At 55.6% G+C, this 20,658-nt stretch carries 15 protein-coding genes and 1 riboswitch; of the genes, 1 reads left to right on the top strand and 14 read right to left on the bottom strand.

Features of this window, described 5'->3' with window-relative positions:
• Nucleotides 1-21: 21 nt before the first annotated feature.
• The 14 genes from G516_RS0103360 to G516_RS0103425 all read right to left on the bottom strand — a co-directional run bounded on the left by G516_RS0103360 (nt 22) and on the right by G516_RS0103425 (nt 19,570).
• The gene (locus G516_RS0103360) at nt 22-1,737 is read right to left on the bottom strand and encodes a hypothetical protein (protein ID WP_028292467.1); all 1,716 of its coding nucleotides are present in this window, start codon (nt 1,735-1,737) and stop codon (nt 22-24) included.
• A gap of 121 nt (nt 1,738-1,858) precedes the next feature.
• Nucleotides 1,859-5,791 carry an ATP-dependent RNA helicase HrpA gene (hrpA, locus tag G516_RS0103365; RefSeq protein ID WP_245582600.1) on the bottom strand — a complete coding sequence of 1,311 codons (3,933 nt, stop codon included), beginning with the start codon at nt 5,789-5,791 and terminating at the stop codon, nt 1,859-1,861.
• Between the two features lie 87 nt (nt 5,792-5,878).
• Nucleotides 5,879-8,191, bottom strand: coding sequence for a putative bifunctional diguanylate cyclase/phosphodiesterase (locus G516_RS0103370; RefSeq protein ID WP_028292469.1), 2,313 nt, complete (start codon nt 8,189-8,191; stop codon nt 5,879-5,881).
• A gap of 247 nt (nt 8,192-8,438) precedes the next feature.
• A complete protein-coding gene (locus G516_RS0103375; RefSeq protein ID WP_028292470.1) occupies nt 8,439-8,855 on the bottom strand; it encodes a ketosteroid isomerase-related protein in 417 nt (138 codons plus the stop codon).
• 122 nt (nt 8,856-8,977) lie between these two features.
• Nucleotides 8,978-9,940 (bottom strand): cobalamin-binding protein, encoded by a 963-nt coding sequence (locus G516_RS20845; RefSeq protein ID WP_156878935.1) that lies wholly within the window; start codon nt 9,938-9,940, stop codon nt 8,978-8,980.
• Nucleotides 9,940-10,560, bottom strand: a complete 621-nt coding sequence (gene cobO / locus G516_RS0103385) for a cob(I)yrinic acid a,c-diamide adenosyltransferase (RefSeq protein WP_028292471.1) — start codon at nt 10,558-10,560, stop codon at nt 9,940-9,942. Before cobO ends, G516_RS20845 begins: the two co-directional genes overlap by 1 nt.
• Before the next feature lie 54 nt (nt 10,561-10,614).
• Entirely contained in the window at nt 10,615-12,135 is a 1,521-nt protein-coding gene (locus tag G516_RS0103390) for a cobyric acid synthase (RefSeq protein ID WP_028292472.1), read from the bottom strand.
• Between the two features lie 115 nt (nt 12,136-12,250).
• Nucleotides 12,251-12,913, bottom strand: coding sequence for a histidine phosphatase family protein (locus tag G516_RS0103395; protein ID WP_028292473.1), 663 nt, complete (start codon nt 12,911-12,913; stop codon nt 12,251-12,253).
• Between the two features lie 74 nt (nt 12,914-12,987).
• Nucleotides 12,988-13,536, bottom strand: a complete 549-nt coding sequence (gene cobU / locus G516_RS0103400) for a bifunctional adenosylcobinamide kinase/adenosylcobinamide-phosphate guanylyltransferase (RefSeq protein ID WP_028292474.1) — start codon at nt 13,534-13,536, stop codon at nt 12,988-12,990.
• Entirely contained in the window at nt 13,533-14,372 is an 840-nt protein-coding gene (cobS, locus tag G516_RS0103405; RefSeq protein WP_028292475.1) for an adenosylcobinamide-GDP ribazoletransferase, read from the bottom strand. Before cobS ends, cobU begins: the two co-directional genes overlap by 4 nt.
• Nucleotides 14,373-14,402: 30 nt before the next feature.
• A complete protein-coding gene (gene cobT, locus G516_RS0103410; RefSeq protein ID WP_211225049.1) occupies nt 14,403-15,476 on the bottom strand; it encodes a nicotinate-nucleotide--dimethylbenzimidazole phosphoribosyltransferase in 1,074 nt (357 codons plus the stop codon).
• Nucleotides 15,477-15,527: 51 nt separating this feature from the next.
• Entirely contained in the window at nt 15,528-16,532 is a 1,005-nt protein-coding gene (locus tag G516_RS0103415; RefSeq protein ID WP_211225050.1) for a FecCD family ABC transporter permease, read from the bottom strand.
• Entirely contained in the window at nt 16,529-17,386 is an 858-nt protein-coding gene (locus G516_RS0103420) for an ABC transporter ATP-binding protein (RefSeq protein WP_028292478.1), read from the bottom strand. The genes G516_RS0103415 and G516_RS0103420 overlap by 4 nt, the downstream gene beginning before the upstream one ends.
• Before the next feature lie 206 nt (nt 17,387-17,592).
• Nucleotides 17,593-17,739, bottom strand: a riboswitch (cobalamin riboswitch).
• 136 nt (nt 17,740-17,875) lie between these two features.
• Nucleotides 17,876-19,570 carry an AMP-binding protein gene (locus G516_RS0103425; protein ID WP_028292479.1) on the bottom strand — a complete coding sequence of 565 codons (1,695 nt, stop codon included), beginning with the start codon at nt 19,568-19,570 and terminating at the stop codon, nt 17,876-17,878.
• Between the two features lie 570 nt (nt 19,571-20,140).
• Between G516_RS0103425 and G516_RS0103430 the strand changes: the two genes are divergently transcribed.
• Nucleotides 20,141-20,635: a MaoC/PaaZ C-terminal domain-containing protein gene (locus G516_RS0103430; RefSeq protein ID WP_028292480.1), complete on the top strand. Its 495-nt coding sequence runs from the start codon at nt 20,141-20,143 to the stop codon at nt 20,633-20,635.
• Nucleotides 20,636-20,658: the final 23 nt, after the last annotated feature.

Here is a 20,658-nt window from a genome sequence, read left to right on the forward strand (position 1 = left end):
GCCCATTATCCAGACTGCAAACTAGCGCGCGTAATACTTGCTCCGTACCGCTTCACGCAGTGGGTTTTCTGGTGTTGCTGGTGCACTGGACATAGCTTGGACGGTGTTCGGTTCTTCCGCGTTGTCTACTGCATCCAGTCGACACTGATACGAGTCACCCCAGGTACCATCTTCGACCAGACTGGTATTGCCGGATTCATCAACCGTGATGGTGAAGACGCTCCAGCAGTCGTCTGGCTCTCCGGCTGGCGGCGTATAAATGTGGCTGTCGCCGTCAAGGTTAAGTACCACGCGAGTTGGTGAGGACTGGATATCACCATCCCCCGAGAACCGGTGAACGCGGTAGCTGTAGGTTCCGGCAAATGGGAAGCCCGACATGGTGGTCACTTCAGGGCCAAAGCCCGTGGTGTCGTCGACGTCCAGTTGAATCTGGTCATCACCAACCAGTGCTTCTGTATCCATGTAGGAAACGTGGAAGTTGTCTTCAGCATCAACAGCCGAGGTGCCGACAAAGTGCGTGTCCAGATCACTGGGGTCTTCGCCCCAGGTCAGGGAAATTGAAATTGGTCGCGGCTCAACCACCAGACAGTTTTCCAGCGCCAGGTCTTCGTCGGACGTTGTAATATCCAGGGAGTCGTAGGCATCGCCGGCTGCGGCTTGCAGCAAGACCTCTGAGTAACGGCGCACCGACAGGCTGAACAAGCCGCTTTCATCGGCGTAGGCCGTCGACTGACCTACGTAGTCCTGGCCCTGGCTGTAGATGCGGGCGTTGGCAACCGGCAGACCTTCAATATCCACCACGCAACCGCTGACAGATACGCTGTCCATCACCTGATCGGCATTCCAGGTAGAGAAATGCGCCACAGTGCCTTCGTAGTAGTAATTGCCGTCCAGGGTCACCAAGGTGGCTGAGCCTTCTTCTACCCAATAACCCAACGCATCGTCGAAGTAGAACAACGGAATTTCAGCTGGCAAGGAAGATGAGTTGGCCGCCGCCGGAATACGGATGGTGGCGTTCTGGCCTTCAGCCAGGTTCAGTTCGTCCCCGGCTTCGTTCATAAAGGTGACGTTTATAGCGCCAAAGCTTTCCAGTACACCCGCCTCTTCCGTCGGGCCAATGGCATAGGTGCCTGGCATCAGTTCCGGGTCGAGGCTTGGGTCAATAAAGGTGACTTCTGCGGTTACGTCGCCACTGGCCAGTGCGCCGTCTGCAGTTACCAGCGTTGACGGAGCAATTTCGACGATTGCGGTGTCGTCATCGCCGTTTTCAAGTACAAATCCGGCCTCAGCATCGACCGTGCTGGCGATGTTGACGGTTTGCAGCGCCAGTTCGACGCTTTCAAGTACAGCGGCGTCCGGTTCAGCAATGGCACCAGACTGAACACTGAACCCGGTTGCATCGGCGGTAACCACCACCCGGGTGGCGCCGGATACATCGGATACATCCAGCAAGGCGACGCCTTCGGCGTTGGAAACCGCGGTTCCCTCAACCACCGAGCCATCGGCCAGATGCCATACACCTTTTACGTTGGCTTCTGCCAATGGCTGCCCGGTGAAGTAATTCACAACGGATACCGATACTTCGGGGGATGGTTCTGGTGATGAATCGCTGCTGTCGCTGCCACAGGCAGCCAACAACGACGCCAGGGCGACAGCCGCCGCCAACTTGCAGGTGCCCAGTTGGGGCTTGAGGAAAGAGGTTGCGGATGTAGCCGCAGGCACTAATGAGGAACGCATTCCTGGAACTCCATTTCATTACATGTCCTGACAAAGTAATGAAAAAGAGCTCCAGAGCGGACAGTTAAACGAGCGTTTTAAGACGCACGCCTCACTGCCTTCAACAAAACTGTGAACTCTATCAAGTTACAAGTTCACTCCAGCGTTTATCCAGACGTTTGAGCGACACTGGCTCTTTGGTGCCTAACGGCTGTGCGAACAGGCTCACGCGCCATTCTTCCAGCAGCCAGCGGAACTCGGTAAATGGATCAGTCGGGTCGGTCAGATCCATATTGCGGGTGTGCTTGCTGAACGGTTCGTAGACTGAAGCAAACTCGGTCATGCCCAAACGGTCACGGGCCAAATTACCTTGCAGCTTGTCGATTCGATACTCGATGCCTTTGAGGTAACGGGTAAAGCTCTTCAGCTGGTTCCAGCTTGCATCCAGCATAAAGCCGGTAGCGAGCAAGCGTTCCAGATGCGCCTTGGCGTCACTGTAAGCCATGGCCTTGTCGAGGCTCACCGCCCCGCCCATGCTTTTGAGGGTTTTGTGGCGCAGGGTAATCCATTCGTAAAACTGGCCTAACAGCTGTTCGCCGTGCTCCACCAGCTCGTCACGACGGGCCAGACGTTTCTGGAAGTCCCGTTCTTCGTACGGCAGTGGTTCTTCCAGCGGCACAAACACTTGCTGGAACGCGGCTTCGATAAGCTGTTCGGTCAGCTCTTGCTGGGTACCCATGCCTTTGGCTTTCAGCCACCAGGGGCCCATCTTCTTCTGGATCGCACTTTTTAACATGCGCTCCTGATCGCTCAACGATTTACGGAACAAGGCCACCAGACCACGACGGTGACTGCGATGCGCTTCATCGGCATCGGCTTCAACTGTCAGCTGCAGTTCGCCCTTCTCGACTTTCAAACAAGGGAACGCCCGCACCTGCAAGCCGTTGACCTCAGAGGTGGTGCTTTCCGGCAGGTCGCCGAAGTCCCATCTGTTGAGGTTTTCACGTTGCAGTTCGTGTTTCACCATGCCCTGCATCTGTGTTTGCGATACTTCACTGAGGTCGGTTTTCAGCGCTTCCAGATCGCGGCTTTCGGCGATCAGCTTGCCGTTATCCAGCACCTTGATGTTCATTTTGAAGTGCTCAGGCACCTCGATCTGACGCAGGGCTTCAATTTCGATTTGTGGCTCAGTCGTACCGCGCAGGCGCTTGTTCAGGAACGCTGCCAGCAGGCTGTACATGCTGCCCTTCGATGGGTCGGCGGTTTCAAGAAACTCCGCCACGGTATTGGGCACTGGCACAAACAGTTTGCGGGTCGACTTTTGCAAGCCCTTGATCACAAACGCCAGCTTGTCAGCCACAAAGCCCGGCACCAGCCACTCCACCTTGGCATCCGGCACCTGCTGCAACATGGCCACCGGTACGCTCAGACTCACGCCGTCATCGCGCTCACCCGGCGCAAACTTGTAGCTGAGTGGAAATTGCAGCCCCTGCCAGTCGAGCACCGTCGGAAAGTCAGCGTCGGTGATGCCCGCAGCAGCGTCACTGAGCAGCTGATTCTGGGTCAGTTTAAGGGCTTTCTTTTCCTGCTCACTGGCTTTGGCGTACCAGCTTTCCAGATGCTTGGTGGAAACCACATGCTCCGGAATGCGCATCTGATAGAAGTCAATCAGGAAGTTGTCGTCGATCACCAGATCGCGGCGACGGGACTTTTCTTCGTACTCAGTGACTTCTTCAATCAGATCGAGGTTGTGCTGCAGGAAGTCGGCTTTGGTCTTCATTTTCTGACCAACCAGACCTTCCAGAATCAGGGTTTCCCAGGCTTCACGCGGATGGCTGTTGGCGTAGTTCACACGCTTGCGCGGATTCACAATCAGGCCGTACAGCGAGCTTTGTTCAAACGCTACCACCTGGCCACGTTTTTCGTGCCAGTGTGGTTCGAAATACTGGTATTTCAGCAACGGACGGCCGATTTCTTCCAGCCACTGCGGCTCAATTTTGGCAACGGTACGGGCAAACAGCTTGCTGGTTTCCACCAGCTCAGCGGCCATCAACCACTTCGGCTTTTTCTTGTACTGACTTGAACCCGGGAAGATAAACAGCTTGCGGTTACGGGCACCAAGGTACTCCAGCCCTTCGCCCTTGAAGCCAATCTGACTCAACATGCCTGCCAGCAGGGACTTATGCAGGGATTCGTAATTGGCAGGCTGTTCGTTTTCGGTCAGACCGAGGTCTTTACACAGAATGTGCAGCTGGCGATGGGTATCACGCCACTCGCGCATGCGCATGTAGTTGAGGAAGTGCTTGGTACACCACTTTTTCAGCTGATTCTGGCTCAGCTCCTGACGCTGTTCTTCGTAGCCATTCCACAGGTTCACCAGCGCGGCGAAGTCGGAATCCTCGTCTTGCCAGATGCGGTGTTTTTCGTCGGATTGCTGCTTTTTCTCAGGCGGGCGTTCGCGTGGGTCCTGAATGGTCAGCGCTGCTGCAATGATCAGCACTTCTTTCAAAGCGTTCTGCTTTTGCGCTTCCAGCATCATACGCGCCAGACGCGGATCGGTTGGCAAACGTGCCATCTGGCGACCGAGCTGGGTCATCTTCTGCTTGCTATCGACCGCTTCCAGTTCCTGCAACAGGGTGAAACCGTCTTTAATGAAACGGTCGTCCGGCGGGTCAATAAACGGGAAGTCCTGCAAGCGGCCAAGGCCGAGGTGCAGCATCTGCAAAATAACGGCAGCGAGGTTGGTACGGCGGATTTCCGGATCGGTAAATTCATCACGGGCCAGAAAATCGCTTTCTTCGTACAAACGAATCGCCACACCCGGCATGGTCCGGCCACAACGACCGGCACGCTGGTTGGCAGACGCTTGCGAAATCGCCTCGATCGGCAGGCGCTGAACCTTGCTGCGATAGGAATAGCGGCTGATACGGGCAATACCGGAATCCACCACGTAGCGAATACCCGGCACAGTCAACGAGGTTTCGGCCACGTTGGTGGCCAGCACTACCCGACGACCACCGGTTGGCTTGAAAATCTTTTGCTGATCACCGGCGCTCAAGCGAGCGTACAGCGGCAGGATTTCCGTGGCCGGAATATGCGCCCGACGCAGGTATTCAGCGCATTCACGAATCTCGCGTTCGCCCGGCAGGAATACCAGCACGTCGCCCGGCATGTTGTGCTGTTTATCTTCGTTGCGCAGTTCGGCCAGTGCTTCCTGAATCCCTTCAAACAGGGTGCGGTCATCGTCGTCTTCGCTTTCACGCACCAACGGGCGGTAGCGGGTTTCGACCGGATAGGTGCGGCCCGACACCTGAATCACCGGCGCATTATTGAAGTGCTCCGAGAAACGTTCCAGATCGATGGTTGCCGAAGTGATGATGATTTTTAAATCAGGACGCTTGGGTAACAGCTGTTTCAGATAGCCCAGCAGGAAGTCGATGTTCAGGCTGCGCTCGTGCGCTTCGTCGATGATGATGACGTCGTATTCATTCAGAAAACGGTCATGCTGGGTTTGCGCCAGCAGGATACCGTCGGTCATCAGCTTGACGCGGGTCTGGTCGTTGGAATTATCAGTGAATCGCACCTGATAACCCACCGTGGTACCCAGCTCGCAGTTCATTTCGTCTGCAATACGCTGAGCCACTGAGCGCGCGGCCAAACGACGTGGCTGGGTGTGACCAATACGGCCGTAACGACCCAATCCTGCTTCCAAACAGATTTTCGGCAGCTGGGTGGTTTTACCGGAGCCGGTTTCACCCGCGACGACCACTACCTGATTGTTCTGGATGGCTTCGAGGATTTCGTCCTTGCGCTCGGATACCGGCAAATCCGGGTAGCTGATGCGCAGCTCGCTGCTGCGGGCCTGTACCAGCGCCTGGCTCTTTTCAATACGCGCCAGCAGCTTGGCCAAGCCCTGATCGAGCGGCTTTTTCTGACGGGCACGATCAGCCAGTTCCTTGACGGAACGGCGCATGGCGAATCGATCCTTGATCAGGCAAAAATCGATGGCTTTGTGCAGGGCTTTTTGATCGAAGGAAATCTGGCTGGCGGCGGGCGCGGTGTGATCGGAAGACAAATCTGATCCTGTAGAAGAAGATAAAGCTTGGGCAATTATACGGCGCGAGGCACCCCGGTGGAAACCTGCTTGAACGCAGGCGGGTTATCAACTGATGCTGTCTTCCACCAGGTTTTCCCACAATGTTGGTTCCAGCGCCTCCGGGTGCTCTGCCAACCAGGCACCCAACTCCGACTGTTGCAAGGGTTTGGCATAGTAGTACCCCTGAAACAGCTCGCAGCCAAACGAGCGCAGCAGGTCCAGTTGCTCGCGGGTTTCGACCCCTTCCGCCAAACTGCGAATGCCGAGGTTTTTACCAATTTCGATGATGTTACACACCATCACTCGGGAGGTGTCGGAACGCAGCATGTCATCAACAAAGCTCTTGTCGATCTTGAGCTCCTGAATCGGCAGGTTCGACAATCGGCTCAGGGACGAATAGCCGGTGCCAAAATCGTCCAGCGCAATCTGAATACCCAACCCACGGATTTTGTTCAGCAGCGAGACCATATAGCCAATGTCGTCGATCAACAGGCTTTCGGTAACCTCCAACGTCAGCAACTGCGGTTTTACACCAAAGCGAATCAGGTGCTGTTTGAGGGTATCCAGAAAGCCCGGTTCAACCATTTGGCGCACCGAGATATTGATCGACATGCGAAAATAGGACGGCACCGTTTCCTGAATTTCGCGTACCAACTGCAGGGCCTGTTGCAGCACGAAGTCTCCCAGTCGTGGCATCAGTCCAATGGACTCAGCGATAGGAATAAAACGCTCCGGCGAGACCAAGCCCAACGCCTGACTTTGCCAGCGCAGCAAGGCTTCAAAGCCATGCAATCGCCCTGATGAATCCAGCTGAGGTTGCAGCACCACAAAGAATTCATCCCGAGCCAACCCATGACGCAACTGCTGCTCCATATCGAGCATATTCTGGTGTTCGATCTGCATGTCGTAGGTGTACTCACGCAAGCAGTTACGGTGTTTCTTGGCCTCATACATGGCGATGTCCGAGGCCCTGAGCAGGTCGTCAACCTGATCACCGTGCTGGGGATAGCGTGCCAAACCAATGCTGACGCCCAACTCCACCGGCACCTTATTGATGTAATACATTTCAGCCAGACGGCGCAGTATGGTGTTGGCAATTTGCTGCACTTCCTCACAGCCGTGCTGCTCACAATGCACCAACGCCAGAAACTCATCGCCTCCCTGACGGGCTGCCAGCGCATTGGTCGGAATGCTGTCTAACAGGCGATCGGCGACTTCCATCAACACCTTGTCGCCAAATTCATGGCCGAAGTGGTCGTTGATGTTCTTGAAGTGGTCCATATCGATGTACAGCACACAAAACGGCTCACCACGCTGTAACCAGCGGTGCATGCGAGAAAACACATAGGCGCGGTTGGCGAGCTGGGTAAGCGGGTCATGAGTAGCCTGATGCAGCAGTGCGCCGTTCTTTTCCCGTTCGACCCGTTGGGCGGCTGTCACTCCCAGGTACAGAATCAATTGCAGCACCGCAAACACCAACAGATAACCAGCAATGGTAGAGAGGTATCGATTTACCAGCTCGGATCGTTTGATGGCCGACACCAGCCACAAGTCGTATTCCGGCAGGTACATCGACAAGCCGATAACGGTTTCCCCGGCAAAAGTCGCGGTGAACAACTGATCCGGCCCCGCCCCTTCGGGTGGCCGATGATCCACACTGACCTGGTTGACGGGTACGCTGAAACTTGTGTCGTTGGTTGGATTTGAACGGGTAATGGCGTCCATAAAGTCGGTATCGACCGGCGTCTGATAGCCCCATACCGGCCACTCACCGCCGGCCAGTTCGTATTGCAGGTAGCGGTCGGAGCGACGTATCAGCAACGTGCCACTGGCATTGCCCCAGTACAAATCATCACTCAAAAAGGCATTGGCGCCAGACAGCTTCAGACCAGCCGTCATCACCGCAACCGCCTGCCCTTGCGAATTACGCAACGCTACCCGAATCGGCACCAGCTGCTGCAACAGCGCGGGCATGTAGTAAGTACGCCCCAGCACCATTCGGCGCGCATTAATGGCTTCGGCAAAGGAGAAGTGACTGACACCCTGGGTTGCCAGATTGGGCAAACTCCGCCCGGCCATATCACTGGTGACGTAGCGCATATGGCCTTCGGTATCCGCCAGCCCAAAACCGGCCACCGCCGGATTCAGGGTCAGCAAACGATCCAGCAAACGTGTCGCAACCGATTCGGTGAATGGCACATCGTCGAAACTGTCGAGGTTAAAATCGTCCAGCAGCTGCCAGCCAACCAGCTCCAGCATGCTTTCCTGATTGCTTAGTACTGAACGTACCGAGTTGGAGGTGAGTTGCAGGTGATGACGACGATCACTGCGAATATCGCTCATCATGCTCATCCAGGTGTAGATACACAGGATGAGCATGGCGAGTACAGAAAATCCGAAAAGTCCGGGGAAAAGCCAGTTCCGATGGGCCAATGCTCTTGGCATGTCCAACACGTCCGTACAATAGAGGACTGAGTGCCGGCCTGCTGTCGCGAACCGCGACCGGGTTAATCAGGCTCAAGCACATCCCCAATGAGATAATTTAAACAGCAGCGGTGCTCCATACCGATACTGACAGAATTAACAGCAAATTATCGTACACGTGTTACATGACAAGGCGAAGCCCTTAACCGGCCTCTTTGACCTGCGCGATCCAATCGTCCAAATTGTAGTAATTGGACACTCGGGCGACCTTGTTGCCGCGCACCTCAAAGAAAGCACCGGCAGGCAGCACATAGCTTTGGCCTCGGGCTTCCGGCAAACCTTCATCGGTTTGCAGGTATTCGCCATGCACCACAAACTCGGCTGCGGCCCGATCGCCGTCACCGCTGCTCATAATGACGATGTTCTTCAGCTCTTCCTTGTAACTGCTGTTCATTTTTTCCATGAACAGGGCAAACGCCTGTTTGCCCTGCTCACGGCCGCCCTGGTTAATGTCGTGGATGACGTCATCCGTTAACAACGCCAGAAAGGCTTCCATATCACCGCGATTGAACGCCTGATAGTAATCAAAGATCAGGGCTTCCGTACTGGATCGAGACATCCTGCTTTCCTCTTTATTCATTGCAGTCAACATTCAGCTTCACCTTTCAACTTACCAATAAGCCTACGGTGGCTGTTGTGCTTATGCGACGTAAAAGAGTCTTTCAGGGTTATCAATCCCCGCTAGTCAGCGCGTGCAGAGTCGATTGACTGGCACAGTTCCTCAATGGCATCCAACGCCCGCATGGTCATCCGATGGGTATGATCGGCGTTTTGTACCAGCACATGCTGGTTTTTCACCGCAGGAATAGCAGGCCATTGCGCCCAGTCAACGGCGTCGTTATTGGGCTTGCCGTTGTGGTTTGGCTGAATAATCACGTCAGGCAAGCTTTCGATCACCCGTTCAAGGCCAATTTGTGGGTAGTCCCGCTGTAAGTCCTTGAACGGATTGTCGCCACCACATAATTCCAGCTGCTGCTGAGGCCAGGCATTGCCCGCAACCGTTGTTAACGGCCGCGACCACAATTCGTAGAACACCGTCACCGGCGTGCGATCGCGGTACTGTTCACGCAGCGTACCAAGCCGTTTGGAATAGCGATCGGCCTGCTCCTGAGCGGCAACTTCACGGCCAGTCAGTTGACCATAGAAGTCGAGCTCCCGGGCAACGTCTTCCAGCTCAACCATGTCGGAATACACGACCGGTACAGCGAAACCGACCAGTCGCTGAAGGTCGGCTTCGGGATTGCCGGTTTTCCAGCCGATTACCAGATCCGGGTTCATTTGCAGAATCTTTTCGACCTGCAAACCGGCGTAAGAGCCTACCCGCGGAATCTGGTTGGCGGCTTCCGGGTAATCGGAATAATCAGTGGTACCGATAATTTGATCACCGGCACCGATGCTGTACAGCAGTTCGACGATGTGTGGAGCCAGTGCCACGATTCGCAGTTGCTGGCGCTGCTCAGCAGGCATTGCCAGCAAGCGTTCGATCACGACCACCGACGGCGCTGGCTGGTGCGCCAGTACCATTTCGTCAATCGACCTGGGGACAGCTGCCGGTTCCGATGTAGCCGTAAGCGCCGTGGCATTGGCTGCCAGCAGCCATAAGCCAACAACACAGCTCGTGAGCTTCAAAGCAGGCAAAGGCATTACCAATCCACGCCCTTACGTGCCTTGATGCCAGCCTCAAACGCATGCTTGACCGCCTGCACTTCACTGACGGTGTCAGCCAGCTCGACCAGGCGCGGGTGGGCACCACGGCCGGTAACCACAACGGTCATGTTTTCTGGACGATTGGCCAGTGCTTCCAATACTTCGTCGAGGTCGAGGTATTCATAGGTCAGCATGTAGGTCAGTTCATCCAACAGCAGCACGTGAATGTCCGGGTCTTGCAGGAATTTCTTGCTGGCTTCCCAGGCGTCCTTGGCTGCTGCGATGTCCTTTTCACGATCCTGAGTGTCCCAGGTAAAACCGGTTCCCATCACATGAAACGGCACACCCATTTTTTGCAGCAGGTCGCGTTCACCACAGGGCCAGGTGCCCTTTACGTATTGCACCACGGCGGTTTTGAGGTCGTAACCCAGCGCACGGGTAATGGTGCCAAAACCGGAGGTCGACTTACCCTTGCCGTTACCGGTAATCACAATCAGGGTGCCACGCTTTTCCTTGGCGGCACGAACACGCTCACGCACTTCTGCCTGTTGCTGCTGCATTTTGGCCTTGTGCTCGGCGTTCAGGTCTTGCTGCTTCTGGTCGTTTTTATCAGTCATAAGGTTCCGTTAACCCCTGTTTTCGTGCACGACGGCAAAACCGCCGCATTGCATTTATGATTTTGAAAACTCGCTGCCATCCGGCCATGCCACGGGCAGTCCGGACAGCGTCAAATGTTGCTTGCAGGCGTCGGCAATGCGATCCAACGCATCTTCCTGTTGCTGGTCATAAGGCGTCAGGCTGTCGGTGTCAGCACCTGCCCAACGCAGTATCTGTTGCAAGGCTTGCGGGGTATCGAACACCCCGTGTAAATAAGTGCCTGCCACCTGATTGTCGGCGCTGTAGCAGCCATCCGGCGCAGTCGAACCATCGCCAGCATCGGTGTTATCGAGTTGGCAAAATGCCGCATCCGCGCCATTTTCAGTTAGATAACGGGTTCGTCCGGCATGAATTTCATAGCCCCTGACCGGGCAGGCTTCACCGGTTTCTGGCCGGTCGTCGATTTTTCGGCACAAATGTCCGGTACGGTTAACCAGAGCTTTTTGCGGGTGCAATCGCGTGACAACGGGCAAATAACCCAGGCCATCCGACTGACCGGGCTGGTCTTCAATTCCTTCCGGGTCTTCAATGGACATGCCCAGCATCTGGTAGCCACCACAAATACCAAACACCTTGCCGCCGTAGCGCAGATGACGGGCAAGATCGTCCGCCCAGCCGGCTTCCCGCAGCCAGGCCAAATCGGCCCGTACGTTTTTGGTTCCCGGCAATATGATCAGGTCCGCGCCCTTGAGGGAATTGCCCTTGCCGATAAATTGCAGGTCGACTTGCGGGTGCTCACGCAACATATCGAAGTCGGTGTGGTTGGATATGCGTGTTAGCACCGGCACTTTCACCACCAGCCGCACATCGTCGTCATGGCGCTTTTGCTGCACATCAATGGCGTCTTCGGCGGCGGCACTGAGGTTATGCAGGTACGGCAGCACACCCAAAACCGGTTTGCCGGTGCGTTCTTCCAGCCAATCGAGCCCAGGTTCCAGCAGTTTGATGTCACCACGAAACTTGTTGATGACAAAGCCCACTACCCGCTCTTGTTCGCTTTCTGACAGCAGTTCAAGCGTACCAACCAATTGAGCAAAGACACCACCGCGGTCGATGTCCGCCACGATAATCACCGGACAGTCCACCGCTTCAGCGAAGCCCATGTTGGCGATATCCCGGTCGCGCAGATTAATTTCGGCCGGGCTGCCCGCCCCTTCAACCACCACCATCTGGAACTGCTGCTGAAGCCGCTCGTGGCTTTCCAGCACCGCCGCCATAGCTGTGGTTTTGTAGTTGTGATAGCTGCGGGCGTTCATGTCCTGCAAGGCCTTGCCGTGAATAATCACCTGAGCACCGGTGTCGGAGCTGGGTTTCAGCAGCACCGGGTTCATGTCCACATGCGCCGGGACTCGTGCCGCCAATGCCTGTAACGCCTGCGCACGACCAATTTCACCGCCTTCGGCCGTCACCGCGCTATTGAGCGCCATGTTCTGTGGTTTGAAAGGCGCTACATGAATACCGGCGTCGTTGAAGCGACGACAGAGGCCAGCAACCAGCAGACTTTTGCCAGCGTCCGACGTGGTGCCTTGCACCATTAACGTGGTAGCAGCTCTGAAGTCGTTACGTGCTGGCTTGATGCCCTGGTGTTTCCGCTTGGTTTTCATTTTGTCTGCTGTCTTGTCGTCTACTGCCATATTGCCTGTTGCCATGTCACATGCCCTTTGGATTGGCGACCAGTGGCACGTCGGCGGGCAACCAGCCAATACACTCAACCACTGGGCTCATGTCCGGGTGATCCACCAATCGAATCCGGGTACGGCTGGCATAACCAATGGTCAAACGGGAAAACCAGTCCCCCGAGCGCCAGTCGACAGGCAGCAAATGGGCCAATATCAAACGAATCACTGCGGCGTGGCAAAACACCGCCACATGCTTCCCACGGTGCTGTTTCACCAGTTGCTGAAATGCATCGCCACAGCGGGCATGCACCTGCTCAATGGTTTCACCATTGGGAGCCGGGTATTCCGCGGGCTGTTCAGAAAAACGTTTCAGCTGTTCCCAACCTTCCGGATTGGCGCTGTCGCCGCCAAACAGCTCTGAGAAGGGCACGCCGTCCCAATCGCCAAAGTTGAATTCCTGCAACCGCTCATCCAGCAAAAGCGGCTGGTTAATGCCATTGGCAAACTGGTCGGCAAACGCGCGGCAGCGCTGTTTCGGCGAACTGACCACCACCTCTGGGGTTGGAATCGCTTTGACAGCAGCCTGCAACTGCTGCCAGCCGTCAGCGTGCAAGGCCACGTCGGTGGCGCCATACATGGCGGCCGGGCCGTCCACCTTGCCGTGACGAAACAAATCAATCAGGGTGTCACTCATAGTGTCTGTCCGGCCTTTCGGATGTATTTGCAAGCATGTGCTGAATCGTCATTCGCTAGCGTAATTGGCTGGCATTATTTACCGGCGTCATTCACCGGCACTGCCGATTTCAAAACCATCGGCAGTCCAGCGGCAACAAAGGTCACTTCATCGGCGACTCTGGCAATGGCCTGATTCAACCAGCCTGCGGCATCAACAAACTGACGGCTAACGGCTCCCATCGGGATAACCCCCAGCCCCACTTCATTGGCGATCAACACCACATCGGCGGATGTTTTTTGCAAGCACTCTGCAACCAATTTGAACAGCTGTTCGATATCCTGCTCAGGATGATGATACAGCTGGTTGTTGAGCCACAGCGTCAGGCAATCCACCAGCAGCAAGTCGCCCTGCTGTGCCTGCTGGATACGCTCAATCAGCGCCAGCGGCGTTTCACTCAACTGCCAGTCGTCTCCCCGCTCCTGCTGGTGGCGGGCAATGCGTGATTCCATTTCGCCATCGAAGGCGGTGGCCGTGGCAATAAAGTGTTTGTTCAAATTCTGTTGTGCCGCGCGCTCGTTGCAGAAGCCCAAAGCGAAGGACGATTTGCCCGAGCGGGCACCGCCCAGAACCAGATGTATCATGCCCAGCCTCCTGTCAATTCAGTGCGTAGCCAGGTCGCCTGACTGCACGCCAGCAGCACCAGATAAATCAGTAGTTCCTGAAACTGTTGAGCAGCCCCAAGGGCATCGCCGGTAAAACCCTGGATGTGCTTATTCATCCAATGGCGCAGCAAACCACGAGCAACCGCACAGGCCAGCAGCACAAAAACCGCCACCAACGCCGACACCCAAACCGCGCCGCGCCAGTCACCGGTTGCAATGCAGAGTATTAGCGCGGCCACCAATACGCCGGAGCAACCAAGCGCCAGCAAACCGCTCAGCTGAGCGTCCGACAGCGGCTTGGCCAACGGATCACTTTTGCTTTTGCCTGGCGCAGAAACGTATTCGAGATCCTGAGCATGGGTAATAGCCAACGCCCGCGACAACGGGTAAGCCACAATCAATGCCAGTATCAACAGCCCTTGTTCAGCCAGCTGCAGCAACAACACAACCTTGAACAGCAGTGCCAACACCAATGCGCAGGTGCCATAGGTGCCGAGACGACTGTCCTTCATGATTTCCAGCTTGCGAGCGGTTTCAAAGCCGCCGTAAAAGCCGTCAAAGCAATCGGCCAATCCGTCTTCATGCAAGGCACCGGTCATTAACAGGCTCGCCGCAACCAACACAACAACGGCCACTTGTGAGCCAAACAGCCCATCCGCGACAAGCCAAACCAAACTCAACAGCGCTGCCAGCACCCAGCCAGCCAGTGGAAAAAACACCAGCGCCCGATGCATGGCGTCAGCGCTGTAGTTAAGCTGATGTGGTACAGGCAGACGGGTCATAAAGCCCAGCGCCAGTAATATCTGGTTCAGCATGGCACCCTCAAACGGCCAAAAATCGAATCATCAAACCGTCACACCGGCGCTTTCGAAGGTCGCCATGTCGTTGTAAAACGCACAGGCCGCCCGCAGCAATGGCATGGCCAAGGCAGCACCGGTACCTTCACCCAAGCGCAATCCCAGGTCGAGCAACGGACGAGCACCTAACGCACGCAATACCGCTTTGTGTGCCTGTTCTTCCGACTGATGAGCAAACACCATGTAATCACGGCAGGAAGGCTCCAAACGCACGGCCATCAGGGCCGCCATAGAAACAATAAATCCATCGATCAGAAGCGTAACGCCCTGCTCTGCACCGGCCAGCATGGCGCCAACCATTTGTGCAATTTCAAAACCGCCCGCTTCCATCAAAGCGTCTTCGGCACACAGCTGCGGGTATTCCGCACGAACACGCGCCACCGCCTGCTGCACCAACGACTGCTTGAGTGCCAGTTGTTCATCATTGATGCCCGTCCCCTTACCGACCGCCTCGGTGACAGGCAAGTCTTCCACCAGTGCCAGCAAGGCCGCCGCGGAGCTGGTGTTACCAATGCCCATTTCACCAAAAGCCAGCACGTTGGAACCGGCATCCACTTGCTGCTGGGCAATACGCGCGCCAGCGGCCAGGGCATCGGCCAGTTGCTGAAGTGACATCGCAGGCTCGACCGAGAAATCACCAGTACCCGCAGCAATGCGTGCAGACAACAAACGTGGGTCGTCAGACTCGATGGCATTGAGGACACCGGCGTCAACCACATTCAGCAGAATGTCATTGGCCTGGCAAAAACAGTTAATGGCAGCACCGTTGGCGAGAAAATTCATCACCATTTGCTCAGTCACTGCTTGCGGGGCAATAGACACAGGGTGACGGGCAACCCCGTGGTCGGCAGCAAATACCAGCATCACCGGGCGGTTAATGGTGATTTGCTCTGGTGCACTGGCCTCACGGCGCGACTGAATCAAGGCAATGCGCGATGCCAACGCTTCCAGCACACCCAATGAACCCGGCGGCTTGGTTTTGCTGTCTATGCGCTGCTGGATGATGTTCTGACGGCTGTAGTCGAGGGTTTTGATTTCGAATACCGGAAATTGATCAGTCACGGGGTTCTCGCAAGGTAGAAGTAACAAGTGAAAAAACGGCAATGTCGTTCATTAGCGTCGACGCATCATCAGCAGGAAAAACACACTGCCAATCGCCGACGTCAGAATGCCGATTGGGATTTCATGGTCGGGAGACGCACTGCGGGCCAGCACGTCCGCCCATACCAAAAAAGCACCGCCCAACAGCAAACTGGCCGGTACTACCTGACGGGTCGATACGCCGACCCAACGTCGTACAATGTGAGGAATCATCAGGCCAACAAAACCGATGCCGCCGCAGTAAGCAACGACCACAGCGGTCAGACCCGCACAAATGACCATGCCGATAGCGCGCATGGTGGAGGCTTCAACCCCCAGTGAACGGGCGGTGTCATCGCCAAGCAACATGGCATCAAAACGACGTCCCAGTAGCCACAGCAAGGCCACAGCAACAAGCAATGGCAGCGCCATAATCGCCAGCTGGTGAAGCTCAACTCGGCTAAGGCTGCCCATCAACCAGAACATCACCTTGTTGGCTGCAAAGGGCTCACCCAGGTACAACACAAAATGCGTCATGGCGCCCAGCATCAGCGAAACCGCCACACCCGCCAGCAACAGTTGCTCGGGCGTTCTGGCCCAGGCGCTGGTGGCCAACGCTTGCACCAGCACGACCGCCAGTGATGACCCAATAAACGCCGCCATCGGCAAGGCAACGCCGTCCGGCACCCAGCTACTGACGCCGGGCAACACACTGACAATCGATGCTCCAAGGCCTGCGCCTGCTACTACACCGAACAAATAAGGGTCCGCCAGGCCATTACGGGTGACGTTCTGCAAACTGGCACCAGCCACCGCCAGACCGCCACCGACCAGTAAGGCCGCCAGCACCCGAGGCAATCGCAAATCATAGAAAATAGCCTGATCCACCGGCCGTGGGCATTGGTCTGTCAGGCAGGCCCACACGGTACCATCTGGCAAATCGGCAGAACCAAACCAAAGTGAAATCAGCGGTGACACAATCGCCAATACGACCAGTAGCGGCCACACCATTCGAACACCCTGCACGGAAGTCATCATGCGCTTCCCTCTCGCGGGCTAGTAGGCGGAGAAGTAGGCGGGTTAGCAGGCGAGGTAGTAAGTGGGGTAGTTTCGCTCAGACCGTAACCTGTGCCAGAAGGGCAAAAATCGACCCGCGAGCCATGCGGCTCATGACGAACCACACATGGAAGCCCGAACACCCGTTCGAGCAGTTCGGCATCCAGCACATCAACACTGCGCCCCGCCGCTTGCAACTTGCCGTGCTGTAACAGCACCAACTGGTCGCAGTAGAAACTGGCAAGGTTGAGGTCGTGCAGGCTCATAACAACCGTCAGGCCATGGCTATGGGACAGCTGGCGCAGCAGACCGAGCACATCGTGCTGGTAGTAGACATCCAGGTGATTGATTGGCTCGTCCAGAATCAGCAGTTGGGCTTTCTGCACCAAGGCTCGGGCAATCAGGCCTCGTTGCTGCTCGCCGCCAGACAGGCTGGAAAACACCCGTTGCGCCTTATTGGCCAGACCAACACGCTGTAGCGCATCCGCCACTTCCTGTTCGTCACTGGCGGAAGGCATGGAAAACAACCCTTGGTGCGGCAACAGCCCCATCCGCACCACCTGATTCAGACTCAGGGCAAACACCGAATCGTGCATCTGGCTGACCATGGAAATCACCCGGGCGCGAGCCTGTACCGACATATCATGGGTGCTCTGCCCTTGCCAACGAACCTCCCCCGTACGGTTTAACGGCGCGAAATCGAACCCGGCGATGGCACGTAGCAAGCTGGTTTTTCCTGCGCCGTTCGGGCCCAGTACACCAGTCACCTGCCCTGCTGGCAGGTCCAGCGTCAGGTTATCCAGAATGGCCGACGTATCAGCGCTACGAAGCGACAATCCATGAATCTGCACGCCTGTTTGCAAGTCTGCTCGCAAACCAAAGACGGACTCAGAACCCGATTTGGATGATGTAAATGGTGGTGATGAAGCCAATGCGCCTGCCTGTTTTAACAAAAGCACGGGCATTGGATAGGCAAGCCGACGTCCTCGTTGGGCAACGAAGACCGGAGCGTCTGTCCAGATGCCTCGTGAACTCCCGCACGAAGTTTAACCTTGGTCAGGCTGGTATCTGGCTCGGTCTAAGACCTTACAGTTGCGGGGACAGCTCCGGATTCAAACCGGATTCCCATTTACTCTGAAGATGACAGGTACAGCGCTGGATTCACACAGCCCCACTCCCTTGGCCGCCTTCAGACACCTGAAAGGCCGAAATATAACAGGAAGACAAAGGAAATTCGACGCACGGACATCAAGAAGGCTGTGCCAGAGCCGGATACGAAAAAGCCAGGGCAAGGCCCTGGCTTTTGTTGGCGCTAAACAGCAGTCTTACTTCTGCTTGGCAAGCTCTTCGTCGCGCAATTCACGACGGAGAATTTTGCCCACATTGGTTTTTGGCAATTCCGAGCGGAATTCAATGTGACGCGGCACCTTGTAGGCGGTCAGACGTTCCTTACACCAGGCGCGCAGCTCGTCTTCGCTGACTTCGCCAGTTGCTACCACGAACACTTTCACGGCTTCCGAGCTTTTCAGGTCGGGCACACCAATCGCGGCCACTTCGGTTACGGCTGGGTGAGACGCTACGACATCTTCTACTTCGTTCGGATATACGTTGAAGCCAGAGACAATGATCATGTCTTTTTTTCGGTCAACGATGCGCATGTAGCCGTCGTCCTGAATCACCGCAATATCACCCGTGCGCAGCCATTCACGTGCAGGCTGCCCATCTGCACCGGGCAAGAAGCTCTCGTCCGTTGCCGCTTCGCGCTTCCAGTACCCCTTCATTACCTGAGGACCTTTCACGCACAGCTCACCCGGCTCACCGAATGGTAGGTCATTGCCATCTGCGTCCACGGTTTTACACAATGTGCCCGCCACCGGCATGCCAATGGTGCCCAGTTTGACGTAGCCCGGTGGGTTGAAAGACACCACTGGCGAAGTTTCGGTCATGCCGTAACCTTCGGCAATTTCACAACCGGTGATTTCCTTCCACTGCTTGGCCGCACCTGAGGTCAGCGCCATACCACCAGAGATAGTCAGTTTCAGGCCGGAAAAATCCAGCGCCTTGAAATCGTCGCGGTTGCACATAGCAACAAACAAGGTGTTGAGGCCAACAAAGCCCGAGAAGGTATTCTTTTTCAGCAGACTGACAAAGCCGTCGATGTCGCGCGGGTTCGGTACCAGCAAAGAGCAGTTACCGGTTTCCAACAGCACCATGCAATGCACGGTGAAGGCGTAAATGTGATAGAGCGGCAGCGGCGCTATGACGGTTTCAACACCTTCTTTCAGCGCCATTTTGAACAGGCCATGGCACTGCATCATATTAGCGATCAGGTTGCGGTGAGTCAGCATCGCGCCTTTGGCAACCCCGGTGGTTCCACCGGTGTACTGCAACACCGCCACGTCATTGGCTTCGGCTTTGACCGGCGTGTAAGGCTTGCCACCTGCGGCGATGGCATCACGCAACTTGATAGCGCCCGGAATGTTAAACGCAGGCACCTGCTTTTTAACGTACTTCAGTACCGAGTTGATCAGGGTGCGCTTGAGGAACGGGTGAAAATCGGCCACTTCCGTTACGATCACGTGCTGAATACCGGTTTTCGGCACCACTTTCTCAGCCTTGGAAGCCATGTTCGCCAACACCACCAGCGCCTTGGCACCTGAGTCGTTGAACTGGTGTTCCATTTCACGCTCGGTGTACAGCGGGTTGGTATTAACCACCACGACACCCGCGCGCATGGCACCAAAGGTAACCACCGGGTACTGCAATACATTAGGCAACTGAATGGCCATGCGGTCGCCCGGCTGAAGTTTCAATTCGTTCTGCAAAAAGCTGGCAAAGCGGGCGCTGTATTCGTTCAGCTCAGCGTAGGTCAGCTCCTGACCCAAACAGCTGAAAGCCGGACGATCGGCGTATGTAGAGACAAAGCCATCGAATAATTCGATAACCGAGTTGTATTTGTCGGCATCAATCGTGCCCGGGTATTTTTCAGGGTAACGTTCCTGGAAGAACTGCTCGTTCATACCTTGTCCTCTTGCGCACCCAAGGTGCTTATTCTTATAAGGATGCCAGCCAACAGTTATGATTTCACGCCAGACAGCCCATCTGGCAACACCCGGCTTGCTGCCGTCACCCTTGCCGAAACAACCGGCAAACATGTCGTCAGACAGCCAACTGTTGAATAGAAAGCATGGAGTGTAACCATCTTTTGAGCTACAGGCAAAAATGTATTTATCAGTACGCTCGTACCATTGACTTCATTTTTTGCCCACCATCTGCCGCAGCCGTCATTTAACAATAGACCCTAATCGACGCAATTCGATCCACCATTAACGGCCCATAGGGGCCACTATTACAGGCAGGTGACTCACAGACAGACTGTTCACAGGCAACCCACTGATAACTGGAACCTTAATAGTTACGGACACTACCCCGATTGCAGTTCGCCTGCCATGAAGCACCGCACGAATACCCATTGCAGCGTGATATTCGTCAACAAGCAGACACATGACTTGTGAATGACACATTCGCAGCGCGATTTGGCGTTACACTGCGCACATTGATCGATTGCACTGGACATTCAGGAGAGCGTCATGACTACCATCACCAACCGAACCTACGACGAACTGGAAATTGGCGAGAGCTGCGAGCGCGTTCATACCATTTCCGAAGATGATTTACAGATGTTCGCGGCGGTATCCGGTGATCACAACCCACTGCACTTGAATGCAGAATACGCGGCCACCACCCCATTCAAGCAGCAGATCGCTCACGGCATGTATTCCGGCGCGCTGATTTCTGCCACTTTCGCCATGGAGCTGCCTGGCCCAGGCACCATTTACATGGGGCAGAACATTCAGTTCAAACGCCCTATTTTTATTGGTGACACCATCACGGTGATTTTGACCGTAAAAGAAAAGCGTGACCGTAAGAAAGAAGTGATTTTCGACACCACCATCAAGAACCAGAACGGTAAGGTGGTTGTGGCCGGTGAAGCGACTGTCATTGCCCCAACTGAAAAAGTGACCGTAAGCCTGTCCAACCTGCCGACCATTCAGCTGGGCAACCACGCCTACGACGCCGAGTAATCGGCTGACTCCAACCTGCCAAC

The organism is Oceanobacter kriegii DSM 6294, from assembly GCF_000422845.1.
GTDB lineage: Bacteria > Pseudomonadota > Gammaproteobacteria > Pseudomonadales > Oceanobacteraceae > Oceanobacter > Oceanobacter kriegii.